Source organism: Hyphomonas adhaerens MHS-3 (assembly GCF_000685235.1).
Classification (GTDB): domain Bacteria; phylum Pseudomonadota; class Alphaproteobacteria; order Caulobacterales; family Hyphomonadaceae; genus Hyphomonas; species Hyphomonas adhaerens.
The window spans coordinates 209,003-223,520 of record NZ_ARYH01000003.1 but is presented as its reverse complement, the minus strand read 5'-3'; the positions used below and the strand labels follow the sequence as shown (position 1 = coordinate 223,520).

Sequence of the window (14,518 nt, the reverse complement as noted above, 5' to 3'; positions counted from 1 at the left end):
CGGTCTTTATCTTTCCTGACCAATGCAGGGCATTATGGCTGAGCTGCTTCTAGAACTCTTTTCCGAGGAAATTCCTGCGCGCATGCAGGCGAAGGCCGAGGCGGACCTCCGCGACGCCATGGAGAAGGCCCTGAAAGAGGCTGGCCTCAAATGGAAGCTGCTGGCTGCCTGTTCCGGCCCGCGCCGCCTCACCGTCTCGATCACCGGCCTCAGCGAGCGTTCGGCGGACGTGAAGGAAGAGCGCAAAGGTCCGAAGGTTGGTGCGCCGGACAAGGCCGTCGAAGGCTTCCTGCGCGGTGCCGGCCTCAGCGACATCAGCCAGGCAGAAGTGCGCTCCGATCCGAAGAAGGGCGATTTCTATGTCGCCGTGATCGAGACGCCGGGACGCGACGCGACCGACATCATCGCAGAGGCGGTGCCCGCCATCATCCGTGGCTTCCACTGGCCGAAGTCGATGCGCTGGGGCACGGGTGACCTGCGCTGGGTGCGTCCGCTGCAGCGGATCACCTGCGTGCTGGATGGCAAGATCGTGCCGTTCGACGTGGACGGCATCGCCAGCGGCAATCAGGTGGAAGGCCACCGCGTGCATGGCCGCGGGCCTTACACCGTGACCGGCTGGGAAGACTATTCCAAACAGCTCGAAGGCGCCGGCCATGTGAAGCTGACGCGGGCCGACCGCCGGGAGGTTATCCGCAAGGGCATTCAGGATGTCTGCGCCAAGGCCGGGCTCGACTGGATCGAGGATCTGGGCCTGCTGGAAGAGGTCACCGGCCTCGCGGAATGGCCGGTCGTCGTGTTGGGCGACATGGACCCGGATTTCCTGAGCCTGCCGCCGGAAGTGATCCAGCTCTCCATGCGCACGCACCAGAAATACTTCGCCGTGAACGATGCGAAGACCGGCAAGCTCGCGCCGCACTTCATTGTGGTGGCGAACATCGACGCGGCCGATGGCGGCAAGAAGCTGGCCGAGGGTAACTCCCGCGTCCTGTCAGCCCGTCTCGACGATGCCCGCTTCTTCTGGGACCTCGACAAGGCGAAGCCGCTGGACGAGATGGCGGAGAAGCTGTCGACCATCGCCTTCAAGGCAGAGCTCGGCTCGCTGGGTGAGAAGGTGGAACGTGTGGCGGCGCTGGCCCGTGAACTGGCCCCGAAAGTGGGCGCCGATCCGGACCTCGCCGAACGCGCCGCGCGGCTTGCCAAGGCAGACCTCGTGTCGGAGATGGTCGGCGAATTCCCGGAATTGCAGGGTGTGATGGGCCGCTATTATGCGCTGGAAGCGGGCGAGCCCGCCGCTGTGGCCGACGCGATCCGCGACCATTACAAGCCGCAGGGCCCGAGCGACAATGTGCCGACCGACCCGGTAGGCATCGCCGTCGCCCTCGCCGACAAGCTGGACACGCTGGTCGGCTTCTGGGCCATCAACGAGAAACCGACCGGCTCGAAAGACCCGTTCGCGCTGCGCCGCGCAGCGCTGGGCGTTGTGCGGATTATTCTAGAGAACGACATCCGGCTGGATCTTTTTGCGGTGGTCTTTGGGCGGACGTCGCTTTTGGGCATGGAACTGCTTTCTGGCATCACGAAAGAAATCAAGTCCCGTTACCTTCCGATACTTGAACGGCTCGGCATTGCTGATCGGCAGACCTTGTCTTCGGTGGATCAGGCAGCCTTGGATGAACTTTTAGAACACCACCTGCCTGAAACTCTTATGAAGGCTCCAGAAGACCTCCTCTCCTTCTTCGCGGACCGCCTCAAGCAACACCTCCGCGATCAGGGCCAGCGGCATGACCTGATCGACGCCGTGTTTGCGCTCGGCGAAGACGATCTCGTGTTGATCACCAAGCGCGTCGAAGCGCTCGGCGCCTTCCTCGGCACCGAAGACGGGGCGAACCTGCTGGCGGGCTACAAGCGCGCGGCGAACATCCTGCGGGCCGAGGAGAAGAAAGGCGCGCTGCCGGAGACCCTCACCGTCGATGGCGCGTTGATCGATGCCGGGGCGGATCAGGAGATCGCGCTGCACCAGACGCTCGGCCAGGTACGCCACGACATCGAAGAGCCCCTGAAAAACGAGGACTTCGGGGCCGTGATGACCGAACTCGCCAGGCTGCGCGGGCCGGTCGATGCCTTCTTCGAGCATGTCATGGTCAATGATCAGGATGCCGCCATCCGCGCGAATCGCCTCGCCCTGCTGGCCGATATCCGCGACACGCTGCACCGCGTAGCGGATTTCTCCCAGATCGAAGGCTGAACCGGCGGGCCGCCGTCCCGCATCGGAACAGATTTTCCTCTTCAAACCCTGACCGTTGGGATTTGATACAGCTATGTGACGAAAAACAACGTTGTCAGGGCATAAGCGACCTTTCAACCGCTGGCATTTGGCGCTGCGATGCAGCATAGGGTTTGCAATCCCCTCGCGCGCGAGCGGGCATGCATTGGCGCGCGCAGACAACGGAAGAGGACACCATGGGTGAAGCAGCACTGAAGCACGCGGAAGAGACCTGGGTTTACGCATTCGGCGGGGGCACCGCCGATGGCGATGCCTCCATGAAGAATTTGCTGGGCGGCAAGGGGGCGAACCTCGCCGAAATGGCCAAGCTGGGCCTGCCGGTGCCGCCGGGCTTTACGATCTCCACCGCTGTTTGCACCGCCTATTACGAGCTTGAGCGGGAATATCCTTCCACGCTCGCCCCGCAGGTGGACCAGGCGCTGGCCGATCTTGAGAAGAAGTCCGGCAAGGGCTTCGGCGATCCGGAAAACCCGCTGCTCGTGTCCGTGCGCTCAGGCGCGCGCGCCTCGATGCCGGGTATGATGGATACGGTGCTGAATCTCGGCCTGAATGAAGCGTCTGTGGTTGGCCTGGCCAAGAAGGCCGGCGACCGCTTTGCCTATGACAGCTATCGCCGCTTCATCCAGATGTATTCCAATGTCGTGCTCGGCATGGGCCATGACGAGTTCGAACACGTTCTCGACGAGTACAAGGACCGTCAGGGCATTGATCTCGACACCGACATGAGCGCCGATGACTGGCAGAAGATCATCGTGCTTTACAAGGAAACGGTCCAGAAAGAGCTGGGCAAGCCTTTCCCGGAAGACCCTAAGGAACAGCTGTGGGGCGCCATCTCCGCCGTGTTCGGTTCCTGGATGAATGATCGCGCGATCACCTATCGCAAACTGAACGACATCCCGGCCGAATGGGGCACGGCGGTGACCGTGCAATCCATGGTGTTCGGCAATCTGGGCGAATCCTCCGCGACGGGCGTCGCCTTCACGCGCGACCCGTCGAACGGGGAGTCGATCTTCTATGGCGAATATCTGATCAATGCGCAGGGCGAGGATGTTGTTGCGGGCATCCGCACCCCGGCCCCGATCTCGCGCGAGCGCGCTGACACGCTGGGCTCCGAAGATGCCCCGCTGGAAGAGGCCATGCCGGAAGTCTACGCCCAGCTGCGCGATGTCGCGAACACGCTGGAGCGCCACTACAAGGACATGCAGGACCTCGAATTCACGGTCGAGGACGGCAGTCTCTACATGCTGCAGACCCGCAACGGGAAACGCACCGCCGCCGCCGCGCTCAAGATCGCTGTGGACATGGCCCGCGAAGGCCTGATCACCGAGAATGAAGCCGTTCTGCGCCTGCTGCCATCGCAGCTGGATCAGCTGCTGCACCCGACAATTTCCGAAGACGCCGAGCGTGACGTGCTTGTGGTTGGCCTGCCGGCCAGCCCGGGCGCGGCTGTCGGCAAGGCCGTGTTCGATTCCGACGAGGCGTTCCAGTTGGCCGAGAAAGGCGAGGATGTCATTCTCGTCCGTGTCGAGACGAGCCCTGAAGACATCAAGGGCATGCACGCCGCCCGTGGCATTGTGACGGCTCGCGGTGGCATGACCAGCCACGCCGCCGTTGTGGCGCGCGGCATGGGCCGCCCATGTGTTTGCGGTGCCGGCGGCTTGCAGGTCGACAGCAAGGCCGGCGTGTTCCGCGTCATGGGCCGTGAAGTGAAAAAGGGCGACATCATCACCGTGGACGGCGCAACCGGCCAGGTGATGCTTGGGGCCGTGGACATGGTCCAGCCGGACCTTTCCGGCGATTTTGGTACACTGATGACCTGGGCCGATGCAGCCCGCCGTCTGAAAGTACGCGCCAATGCGGAAACGCCGCTCGACACCCGGACAGCGGTTGAGTTCGGTGCTGAAGGTATTGGCCTTTGCCGCACTGAACACATGTTCTTCGAAGAAGAGCGTATCCCGGAAGTGCGGGCCATGATCCTGTCAAACGACGTGGCGGGGCGCCGTGCCTCCCTGGACAAGCTGCTGCCGATGCAGCGGAGCGATTTCGAGGAGATCTTCCGCATTCTGGAAGACCGTCCGGCGACGATCCGTCTGCTCGATCCGCCGCTGCACGAATTCCTTCCGCATACCGATGAGGATATGGAAGACGTTGCCAAGGCGTCCGGTGTCAGCGTTGCTGAACTGAAGCGCCGCGCAGATGACCTGCATGAGAGCAATCCGATGCTGGGGCACCGCGGTTGCCGTCTGGGGATTACGTACCCCGAGATTTACGAGATGCAGGCGCGGGCCATCTTCGAGGCGGCGGTAAATATCGCCAACGAAACCGGCCGCAAGCCCATTCCGGAAGTGATGATCCCGCTGGTGGCGACCCACCGCGAGTTGCAGATCCTCAAAGCCGTGGTCGATGAGCAGGCCAAGGCCGTATTCGCCGAAACCGGCGTCACGCTCGAATATATGGTCGGCACGATGATCGAGCTGCCGCGGGCCGCACTGCGGGCTGGCGATATCGCGCAGTCGGCCGCGTTCTTCTCCTTCGGCACAAATGACCTGACGCAAACCACGCTGGGCATCTCGCGCGACGATGCCGGACGCTTCCTCAAGATCTATGAGGACAAGGGAATCTACGAAAAAGACCCCTTTGTCACATTGGACCAGGAAGGTGTCGGCGAACTGGTGAAAACCGCCGCTGAGCGGGGCCGTAACACCCGTCCGGGCATCAAGCTGGGCATCTGCGGCGAGCATGGCGGAGATCCGGCTTCGGTGGCCTTCTGCCACCGGACTGGCCTCGATTATGTGTCCTGTTCTCCCTACCGGGTGCCGATCGCGCGTCTCGCTGCGGCACACGCCGCGTTGTCGGAATCGGACAGCTGACAGTTTCGGTCTCGAATCGATTACAGACGGCTGTGGCAATCTTGCCACAGCCGTTTTTTTGCACCGCAACATATTCCGGTTCAAAAACGTAGAAATTTTACGAAAAATCAACAAGTTGAACGCTGGGGCGAAAATTACACCGAATTTACTCGCCTAATAGGCGATTCCAGCCTGACGGAATTGTCACTCCAGACTCTGGCCAGCTTCTTGCTAGGTAGCTGTTCGACAGCATATTCCGCTCATGAAACGGCGGAAAATACTGCCGGAAACAGTAAATCCAAGCAGTCCCGAAACTGCAAAACAGGGCGGAATGATATCGCCCAACGGGACTTAGGAGAGCGGTGATGTTAAGGGTTCTTCAACCACGAACGGCGACTCTGTCGTCAATGCGTGGGCTCCAAGGGCGGCTCAAGCGTTGGTGGATGGCCATGACGAATGAGGAACAGCGCGATATTGTCATTCGCGGCGCGACCGTAGCGGTCTGCGCTGTGGCGGCAACTGTGACCCTGCCGGTGATCGGCTCGGTCCAGTCAGATATTCGCGCACAAGCAGACTTCAGCGAGCAGGCCCAGCGGTTCGCGCAGATCGAAGATGGCGGCGCCAGCGTCCGTCTGGCCGATCATGCGCCGTCACTGCTGGACACGCCGTGGATCCGCACTGTCGAATACACTCTGGAGCGCGATACCGCCTCCTCGATGAGCCGCTATGCCAAGCGTGACCGGGATGGTGCGGCAATCGCCTCGCTCGTCTCTTTCCGGCCGGAGCACCTGAAGCGCGCGGAAGCGCTCGACTCCGAAGCGCATTGTATGGCGCAGGCCATCTATTACGAATCCCGGAATGAGCCGCTGGCCGGCCAGCTGGCCGTTGCCGAAGTGATTTCCAACCGGATGCGCGATCATCGCTATCCGGATACCGTTTGCGGTGTGGTCTTCCAGGGCGCAACCCGGACGACCGGCTGCCAGTTCACCTTCACCTGCGACGGCGCGCTTGGCCGCAAGCCGAAAGGCACGGCCTGGGAGCAGGCGCAGGAGATTGCGGCGCATGTCCTGATGAACCTGGCCGAGGATCGGACAGGCGGCGCGACGCACTATCACGCAACATATGTTGATCCGGTCTGGAGTGCTGGCCTGATCAAGACCGACAAGATCGGCCTGCACGTGTTCTACCGTTTCCCACGTGGCTCCGAATGGGCAAAGGTTCGCCGCGCCAGCGCGTCGCGGTCCGCTCCGGCCCCGGTCGTGGCTGCAGCTGAAACGAAAGACCTGAATAAAGAGACTCTGTCCGTCCTGCGTGAAGCGACGCCGGGCGAAATGAAGGTCGCAGGCACTGTCGATGCGACTGCGGCCCCGGCCACAGTGACCACGTCCACCCGCACGATCACCAATGGCGCCCCGCGCATGACAACGGCCCGGGACGATTCCTTTGAAGTGGCCTCCAACGACGCGATCGATTCCTATACCGCTGCCCAGGCCGCAAAGGCCGTCTCCGCAGCCGGCGGAATGCGCTGATCTGAAATTCTGAAACAATGAAAAAGCCGCCGGCATTCCACCGGCGGCCTTTTTTTGTTTTTGCGGGGCGCGGGTGAGGCTGGCTCAGTCGCGCGACGGGACGGACTTCTTCACCTGGTTGCGGATCAGGCCCGGTGCCCAACGGCTGATGAATTTCGCCCGCTGCGCGGCCTTGCCGGCCATATAGTGGATGTCGTCGCCATGTGCTGCGTCCCATGCCCGCTGCGCGGCGAGCGAGACGGGATAGACGTCCTGTCCGGCATCGCGGATCTCGTCGGCCATTTTGACATTGGCACCTTCGGTCGTGCCCATGTCCAGGATTGGCGTATCGATGAACCAGGGCATCAGGCTGGTGACGCGGATGTCGAGATCCCGGAATTCTGCGTCGAGCGCTTCCGTCAGCCCCCGGACGGCGAACTTCGTGGCGGAGTAAACGGCAAGACGGGGGGAGCCGACCATCCCGGCAGTCGAAGCCGTGTTGACGATGCGCGCGCCTTCCGTGTCCTTCAGCAGCGGCAGGCAGGCCTGCACGCCATTGATAACGCCTTTGACGTTCACATCGACGACCAGATCATTGTCGTCGCCGGAGATTTCCTCGAACCAGCCGTGCCGGCCGATTCCGGCATTGTTGAACAGGACATGCATCTTGCCGTCTGTCGCTTCCGAGAAGCTCTTTACGGCCAGTGCCCAATCATTGCGGTCGCGGACATCCAGTTTTGCGTAGACCGAATTGCCGGCCCCGAGTTCGCCGGCCACGTCTGCGAGGCCTGCCGTGTTCACGTCATAGAGACCGCAGAACCAGCCCTTTTCGGAAAAGAACCGCGCTGTCTCTGCGCCGATACCGGACGCGGCGCCTGTGATGAAAATGCTCTTGCGGCCGTTCGCGCTGGCCATGTCTGAAGTCCCTCCTGCGTGGGCAGTTGCCCGATGACCGCAGTGTCAGACCACATCCATTCCGAGGTCAAGGTTTGGCGCCGAATGGGTGAGTGCGCCGACCGAGATGAAATCCACGCCCGTCTCCGCAATCGCGGCCACAGTATCGAGGTTCACACCACCTGAAGCTTCCAGCACGACCTTGCCACCGGCAATGGCGACGGCTTCTCGCAGCGTGTCAGGGCTCATATTGTCCAGCAGGACTGCGTGCGGGCCATGTGGCAGCGCCTCTTTCAGCTGATCCAGCGAGTCGACCTCCACCTCGATCATCCGCAGGTGTCCGGCATACGCCTTCGCGCGTTCAAGGGCAGTCGAGACTGATCCGCAGGCCGCGATGTGGTTGTCCTTGATGAGAACGGCGTCATCGAGCCCATAACGGTGGGCCGTGCCACCGCCGCAGCGCACCGCGCGCTTTTCGAGGGCGCGGTGTCCCGGCGTTGTCTTCCGGGTACAGACAATAGTGGCGTTTGTATGTGCAATCTTGTCGGCGAATGTGCGCGTCATGGTGGCGACGGCGGACAGGCGGCCCAGGAAATTCAGCATCGTGCGTTCCGCGATCAGGATGGACCGCGCAGACCCTTCGAGGCGGGCGACCACATCGCCTTTCGCCAGAATGGAGCCGTCCGGCTTCTCGACGGTCAGTTTCACGGACGGATCGATCAGCTTGAGCGCATATGCCGCTGCATCGAGCCCGGCGATTACGCCCGTCTGGCGCGCCGCGATGACGACTTTCAGCTGGGTGTCCGGTGCAATGGTCGCGTCTGTGGTCAGGTCACCGGCGCGGCCGAGGTCCTCCGCCAGCGCCAGGCGCACAATCGGATCCAGGATGATGTCGGGAAGGGGCGGAGGAACGGGAGTCATTATGAAACGCTCTCTTCGAAGGGGCGTTGGAGGAACTGGCGATGAGGCTCGCCGGCTTCGGGAAAATCGGATCTGTAATGGCCGCCACGGCTTTCATGGCGGTCCTGCGCGCTTTTCACGATCAGTCCGGCTGACGTCACGGCCCGGGCCGGGCCATGTTGGGTGCGCAGCTGGTCGATCAGTTCAGCGACTTCGGCAAGTCCGGTGGCATTGCGCACAACGCCGCAATCCCGGGACATCGCCAGGCGAAGTGTTTGCAGGGCCTCATGCGGCAGCGCGTCCGGGACATGACCTTTGCTGGCGCGAATATCGGGCAGCTTTGCATCCCGCAGGCGTTCGGCAATACGGTGGGCGAAGACCACTGCTTCCAGCAGGGAGTTGGAGGCAAGGCGGTTCGCGCCGTGCACACCGGTCGATGTACATTCTCCGCAGACGGAGAGACCATCCAATGAAGACCTGCCCCAGAAGTCCGGCACGATGCCGCCCATGTGATAATGCGCTGCCGGGGCGATGGGGATCATGTCGACCCGCGGGTCGATCCCGGCTGATTTGCAGGCCGCAAAAACCGTCGGGAAGTGTTCGGGGAAATGCTCTCCGACCGCTTCGCGGCAATCGAGGAAAGCCCCGCGGCCGGATAAGCGCTCTGTATGTACGGCGCGGGCGACCTCGTCTCGCGGCGCCAGTTCGGCTAGTTCATGGTAGGATTCCATGAAACGTGTGCCGTCACGATTGCGCAGCGTGGCGCCTTCACCGCGTAGGGCTTCCGTGGCGAGCGGGGCCGGGTCGCGGCCGATGTCGATTGCGGTGGGGTGGAACTGGACGAATTCCAGATCAGCGACCAGGGCGCCGGCCTCCCAGGCCATGGCGATGGCATCCCCTCTTGCGGCAGGCGGGTTTGTGGTCACCTGGAACAGGCCGCCGGACCCGCCGGTGCACAGAACTGTCTCGCGGGCCGTCTGGGTGGACAGCCGTCCGGTCGCATCGCGCAGGATAACGCCCGCAACATTCAGCTGGTCGTCCTGCATCAGGCCGACGGCACGGACGCCTTCCACGATGCGGATGTGAGAGGCGGAATGAACCGCCGCGACGAGCGCGTCCATGATGGCCTTGCCCGCAAGGTCTCCGGCCACGCGGGCAACCCGGGGGTGGGAGTGGGCGGCTTCCAGCGACAGGGCGAGGGCGCCGTCGGGTGTTCGGTCGAACGGTACGCCGAGGGCGATCAGGTCCCGGACGCGGGCCGGGCCTTCTTCGGCGATGAGGCGGGCGATGATGGGATCCACCAGGCCCGCGCCGGCTGCGATCGTGTCGGCGGCGTGCTGTTCCGGGCTGTCATTCGGGTGAAGGGCTGCGGCGAGCCCCCCTTGTGCCCAGGCCGATGAGGCGGCCTGGCCGAGCGGCGCGGGCGAGATCACGATACAGGGGCGCGGCGCCAGTTGCAGCGCCAGGAACAGGCCGGCAAGGCCCGCTCCCACGATCAGGACATCGCTGCCGGCGTGTGGATCTGCCGTCAGGGTCTGGACATGTTGCCCGTCTGCCAAGTCAGGAAATACCGTTTGTTGCGCGCTGGAATTCCGCCGGAGCGGTCACCGCCGATACAAGCGCGCCGAACATGCGGTTCGCCGACTCGATGGTGAGGGTGAAATTGTCGGGGACGTAGATCAGGCCTTCGACTTTGGATTCCAGCATTTCCTCGATTTCCGACCGAATGGAAAGCTGATTGCCGAAACGCCGCGCCTTGCAGGACTGGCGCACGACAGAGCGGCCCCAAAGGGTGCAGACTTCCACTGCCGTCAGCTCGCAGGTGTACTGGTCGCTTTCCGGGTGAGGCGTCAGGTACATGGTTCCGGTCATCAGGCATTCCCCGCCGCGATAGGGCTTGGTGCGGAAACTCCACGTGCCGAGCACATCTGTGGGGTCTTCCTCTGTTCCGGCATGAACCGGGGTGGTTGCCAGCAGGGTCCCTGCCAACGCGAGCGCGGCCATGCGTGCCAGGCGGGAGGTCATGCTGCCACTCCTATTTGTCCTCACACGCATAACCTAGCGCCAGCGGCTGCCGACGCCAACGCCTCAGCCGCTTAAACCACCATCTCGATTTCGAGAGGCTCGAGGCCGGTCACGAAATCGAGCGGCTTTTCCATGCGTGGCAGGGCCATCATGGCATCGAGCGCTTCCTTGGCCCGCAGGCGCACATCTTCCGGAATGGTCACCTCATGTTCGCCTGTGACCAGGCAATCATAGATGTTCTCCAGCGTGATGCGCTTCATGTGCGGGCACAGATTACAGGGACGGATGAAGTTCGTGCCGGGGTTCTCGGCAGCAACATTGTCGCTCATCGAGCATTCCGTCAGCAGGACCACTTTCGGCGGGTGCTTTTCGGCCACATAATTGGCGAGCGCGGCCGTGGAGCCGGCATAGTCAGCCGCTTCCAGAACGTCCGGCGGGCATTCCGGGTGGGCCAGGATGACGACACCCGGGTGGGCGTCCCGCAGCTGGTGGACGTCTTCGGCGCTGAACATCTCGTGCACCTCACAGGCGCCCGGCCAGGTCATGATGCGGATGTCCGTCTGGGCCGCGACGTTCTTGGCGAGATACTGGTCCGGCACCAGGATGACGGTGTCGGAATTCCATTCCTTCGCGACGGCCTCGACGACCTGCGCCGCATTGGAACTGGTGCAGGTGATGTGGCACTCGGCCTTCACGTCGGCCGTCGTGTTCACATAGGTGACCACGGGATAATTCGGGTACTTCTCCTTGATCAGGCGCATATCGGCGCCCGTGATCGACGCGGCGAGCGAGCAGCCCGCGCGGGTATCCGGGATCAGGACCGTTTTCTCAGGGGCGAGAATCTTGGAGGTCTCGGCCATGAAGTGCACGCCGGCCTGGACGATGATATCGGCATCGACCTTGGACGCTTCGCGGGCGAGCTGGAGGCTGTCGCCCCGGAAATCACCGACGAGACGGAAAATGTCCGGCGTCATGTAATTGTGCGCCAGGATGACGGCGTTCTTCTGGACTTTCAGGCGGTTGATCGCCGCGACGAGCGGGGCCATTGCCGGCCACTCCATCGGCGTCACGAAATCCTTGACGAGCGGGTAAAGGTGGTCCGTTTCGGCGCGCACGGCGTCATCATAGGTAAGGCCGCGGGCTTCAGCCGCATTCGGGCCGCGCAGCGGTGTGGGGGTAGGGCAGCCAGGACCAGAATCGATCAGACGAGCCATGTCACGTCCTCCTTTGACCAACCGAGCACCTTTTGCTCGATTTGAGTATAATATGGCCCCGAAAGTGTGCGTTTCAAGGGGAAGACCTTCAAACGTCCGGGATCAGGGCGCTCGTGCGACAAGCTTTTAAAGCTTTTGCGCACTATGAGCAAAAGGGGGTTTAGCGCAGCCGGTGTGAAAACGCAATCACAGAAAGCCCGGGTTGGCGCGGCGTCAGTCCTTGAAGAGCTCCAGCGCCGCAGCGGTCATCGCATCGGTTCCGGTCTGGATCGTGCGGGCATAGTCCGGCGCAAACAGAGAGGAGTGCAGGGAAGGGAGCGGCATGCCATCGGCCTTTGCCTTGGCGTATTTCGAAGGCTCCACCGCACCAACCCAGAACAACACGCTCGGGATCTTGTCGGCGGTGCGGCTGTACTGGGAGAAATCCTCTCCGCCCATGACCGGTTTTACCTGACTCACATATTCCGAGCCCAGCTTCTTGCTGACCGCCTTCATGGCGCGGCCAGTGGTGTCCGGATCGTTATAAGTTGAGGGCGTATAGTCCGTCTCGATGGTGATTTCCGGTTCCGGCGCGTCGAAGGCCGCGGCTTCCGCCTTCGCGATGCGCTCAATGCCATCCAGCAGCATCTGGCGGGTATCATCGTCATAGGAGCGAACCGTCAGCAGAAGGGTGGCTTCGTCCGGAATGATGTTGTGCTTGGCGCCGGCCTTGAACGATCCGACAGTCACGACGGCGCTGTCCAGCGGATTGACGTTCCGCGAGACCAGGCTCTGCAGCGCTGTCACGATGTGCGAACCAATCAGGATCGGGTCGCGCGTCGTGTGGGGATAGGCGCCGTGCCCCCCGATCCCCTTCACGTGGATGTCGACGCTATCGACATTCGCCATGGCATAGCCGGAGGAATAGACGACGGTGCCAGACGGGGCATCGGCGGAGACATGCAGGGCAAGATTATAGTCAGGCTTGGGGAAGCGCTCGAACAGGCCGTCGGCCAGCATCGCTTCGGCACCGAGGCCGATTTCCTCGGCCGGCTGGGCAATCATGACTAGCGTGCCCTTCCATTTGGACTTCTGTGCGACAAGGGCGCGGGCCGTGCCGAGCCAGGCCGTCATGTGCACATCGTGACCGCAAGCGTGCATGACCTTGCTGTCGACGCCCGTCCAGGTTTGCGCTTCGACAGTCGAGGCGTAGGGAACGCCCGTCTGTTCCGGCACGGGCAGGGCGTCCATGTCCGTCCGGATCAGAACGGTGGGGCCATTGCCGTTTTTGAAGACACCGACCACGCCATAGCCGCCGACGCCCGGTTTGACTTCGCCGATATCGCGCGTCGCCTTGTCGACCACCCAGTCCTGTCCGACGCCGGTGGTCACTTCGAATCCGAGAGACTCCAGTTCGCTCGCCAGGATGGAAGAGGTCTTGGCCTCCTTGAACGAGAGTTCCGGCGCCTGGTGAAGCTGGAGATAGAGGTCGAGGATCGACTGGTCCGGCGTGCCGACTTCGCGCACAGACATGGCCGCCGGCTGGACCGCTGCCGTTTCGGAGGCTGTGGCGGCCGCTTCGGTGCTTGTGACCGCGCCTTTGGCAGGTTCGCCGGCCGAAGGCGCTTCGTTCTTGCTGCATCCGGCAAGGGCGAGGCCCAGGGCGAGGGTCGAAATGAGAGTAGGGCGCAGCATGGCAGGTCTCCGGAAAATAGATCGGCCGACCCTAGCAAGGTTTGCCCCACTGCCAAGTGCGGTGACAGCACGCAGACGGGAAGGTGGCCTACTCGTCTTCGTCGGAGGCCGGGTCATCCGATTGGTCACGGCGTGGCCGGGCGATCATGTCCGCGATATCTTCCAGTTCGATGAAGGCATCGGCCTCCCGGCGCAGGTCATCTGCCACCTGGGGTGGGCTGGATGTGTTCGTTGAAACGACCGAAACCCGCACGCCTTTGGCTTTCACCGCTTCCACGACGCGCCGGAAGTCGCCATTCCCGCTGAACAACACGATATGGTCCAGATGTGCGGCGGCTTCGAGCATGTCGACCGCGAGTTCGACGTCCATATTCCCCCGATGGCGCTTGCGGCCTTCGCGGTCCGTGTATTCCCGGGCAGCCTTCTTCACCACGCTGAACCCGTTATAGGCCAGCCAGTCGACCAGGGGGCGGATCGGGCTGTATTCGTCGCTCTCGACCAGTGCGGTGTAATAATTCGCCCGCAACAGCCGGCCACGGCCCTGAAATTCCTTCAGTAATTTTCGAAAATCGATTTCGAGCCCCAGTGCACGGGCGGCCGAATAGAGGTTTGCACCATCTATGAAGAGCGCGAGGCGCTCATCTTTGTAAAACGCCATGATTAAGCCTCGAAATGTCCGCAGCGGCGGGCGCGGCCGTAAATTGGGCAAAGTAAGACCTTACAGCTTAGTTTCCGCTGCAATCCGGCGCAAGGGACGGGTTGCGCGCCCTTGCTGCGCTGCATATAAGGGGCGGTTCAAAGGAGACTCTGAATCCATGGCCCGAGTGACCGTCGAAGACTGCATCGAGCAGGTACCGAACCGTTTTGATCTTGTGCTGCTTGCCGCGCACCGTTCCCGCATGATCCGCGAAGGCTCGCCGATCACTGTGGACCGCGACAATGACAAGGATCCAGTCGTCTCCCTGCGCGAAATCGCCGATCAGTCCGTTGACCTGAAAGTGGTGAAGGAAGCCCTCATCTCTGGCCTGCAGGACATCCGTCCGGGCGAAGAGAACGAGCGCGAAGCAGACCGTATGGCCCTCGAAGCTGCCCCGGCAGCGACGGAAGAAGATGTCATGCGGGCTTATCAGGCTGAGCTCGAATCCGGGCGCGACGACCGGCTCTAGGAGG

General features: G+C 62.5%; 11 protein-coding genes. 4 read left to right on the top strand and 7 right to left on the bottom strand.

Features of this window, described 5'->3' with window-relative positions; translation table 11 throughout:
- Nucleotides 1-34 precede the first annotated feature (34 nt).
- The 3 genes from glyS to HAD_RS18195 all read left to right on the top strand — a co-directional run bounded on the left by glyS (nt 35) and on the right by HAD_RS18195 (nt 6,662).
- Nucleotides 35-2,245 (top strand): glycine--tRNA ligase subunit beta, encoded by a 2,211-nt coding sequence (gene glyS, locus HAD_RS15355; protein ID WP_035573272.1) that lies wholly within the window; start codon nt 35-37, stop codon nt 2,243-2,245.
- A 215-nt stretch (nt 2,246-2,460) separates the two neighbouring features.
- The gene (gene ppdK / locus HAD_RS15350) at nt 2,461-5,154 is read left to right on the top strand and encodes a pyruvate, phosphate dikinase (protein ID WP_035573722.1); all 2,694 of its coding nucleotides are present in this window, start codon (nt 2,461-2,463) and stop codon (nt 5,152-5,154) included.
- A 428-nt stretch (nt 5,155-5,582) separates the two neighbouring features.
- Nucleotides 5,583-6,662, top strand: coding sequence for a cell wall hydrolase (locus HAD_RS18195; protein ID WP_241765387.1), 1,080 nt, complete (start codon nt 5,583-5,585; stop codon nt 6,660-6,662).
- A gap of 84 nt (nt 6,663-6,746) precedes the next feature.
- Here HAD_RS18195 and HAD_RS15340 read toward each other — a convergent pair whose 3' ends face one another.
- From HAD_RS15340 to HAD_RS15310, 7 genes are all read right to left on the bottom strand, one after another.
- Entirely contained in the window at nt 6,747-7,556 is an 810-nt protein-coding gene (locus HAD_RS15340; protein ID WP_035573270.1) for an SDR family oxidoreductase, read from the bottom strand.
- Between the two features lie 45 nt (nt 7,557-7,601).
- Entirely contained in the window at nt 7,602-8,456 is an 855-nt protein-coding gene (nadC, locus tag HAD_RS15335; RefSeq protein WP_035573268.1) for a carboxylating nicotinate-nucleotide diphosphorylase, read from the bottom strand.
- On the bottom strand, nt 8,456-9,994 hold the full coding sequence (locus HAD_RS15330) for an L-aspartate oxidase (RefSeq protein ID WP_051596363.1): 1,539 nt from the start codon (nt 9,992-9,994) through the stop codon (nt 8,456-8,458). The genes nadC and HAD_RS15330 overlap by 1 nt, the downstream gene beginning before the upstream one ends.
- 1 nt (nt 9,995) lies before the next feature.
- A complete protein-coding gene (locus tag HAD_RS15325; RefSeq protein WP_035573265.1) occupies nt 9,996-10,460 on the bottom strand; it encodes a hypothetical protein in 465 nt (154 codons plus the stop codon).
- A 71-nt stretch (nt 10,461-10,531) separates the two neighbouring features.
- Nucleotides 10,532-11,674, bottom strand: a complete 1,143-nt coding sequence (gene nadA / locus HAD_RS15320; RefSeq protein ID WP_035573263.1) for a quinolinate synthase NadA — start codon at nt 11,672-11,674, stop codon at nt 10,532-10,534.
- Nucleotides 11,675-11,887: 213 nt separating this feature from the next.
- Nucleotides 11,888-13,186, bottom strand: coding sequence for an amidohydrolase (locus HAD_RS15315; protein WP_035573714.1), 1,299 nt, complete (start codon nt 13,184-13,186; stop codon nt 11,888-11,890).
- 250 nt (nt 13,187-13,436) lie between these two features.
- Entirely contained in the window at nt 13,437-14,006 is a 570-nt protein-coding gene (locus HAD_RS15310) for a LabA-like NYN domain-containing protein (protein ID WP_035573260.1), read from the bottom strand.
- Between the two features lie 157 nt (nt 14,007-14,163).
- Between HAD_RS15310 and rpoZ the strand changes: the two genes are divergently transcribed.
- On the top strand, nt 14,164-14,514 hold the full coding sequence (rpoZ, locus tag HAD_RS15305) for a DNA-directed RNA polymerase subunit omega (protein ID WP_034766242.1): 351 nt from the start codon (nt 14,164-14,166) through the stop codon (nt 14,512-14,514).
- Nucleotides 14,515-14,518 lie beyond the last annotated feature (4 nt).

What these genes read in the sequence shown, in the direction of transcription:
- glyS (WP_035573272.1), top strand. Translation starts at nt 35, where the DNA reads ATGGCTGAGCTGCTTCTAGAACTCTTTTCCGAGGAAATTCCTGCGCGC.
- ppdK (WP_035573722.1), top strand. Translation starts at nt 2,461, where the DNA reads ATGGGTGAAGCAGCACTGAAGCACGCGGAAGAGACCTGGGTTTACGCA.
- HAD_RS18195 (WP_241765387.1), top strand. Translation starts at nt 5,583, where the DNA reads ATGACGAATGAGGAACAGCGCGATATTGTCATTCGCGGCGCGACCGTA.
- HAD_RS15340 (WP_035573270.1), bottom strand. Translation starts at nt 7,556, where the DNA reads ATGGCCAGCGCGAACGGCCGCAAGAGCATTTTCATCACAGGCGCCGCG.
- nadC (WP_035573268.1), bottom strand. Translation starts at nt 8,456, where the DNA reads ATGACTCCCGTTCCTCCGCCCCTTCCCGACATCATCCTGGATCCGATT.
- HAD_RS15325 (WP_035573265.1), bottom strand. Translation starts at nt 10,460, where the DNA reads ATGACCTCCCGCCTGGCACGCATGGCCGCGCTCGCGTTGGCAGGGACC.
- nadA (WP_035573263.1), bottom strand. Translation starts at nt 11,674, where the DNA reads ATGGCTCGTCTGATCGATTCTGGTCCTGGCTGCCCTACCCCCACACCG.
- HAD_RS15315 (WP_035573714.1), bottom strand. Translation starts at nt 13,186, where the DNA reads ATGTCTGTGCGCGAAGTCGGCACGCCGGACCAGTCGATCCTCGACCTC.
- HAD_RS15310 (WP_035573260.1), bottom strand. Translation starts at nt 14,006, where the DNA reads ATGGCGTTTTACAAAGATGAGCGCCTCGCGCTCTTCATAGATGGTGCA.
- rpoZ (WP_034766242.1), top strand. Translation starts at nt 14,164, where the DNA reads ATGGCCCGAGTGACCGTCGAAGACTGCATCGAGCAGGTACCGAACCGT.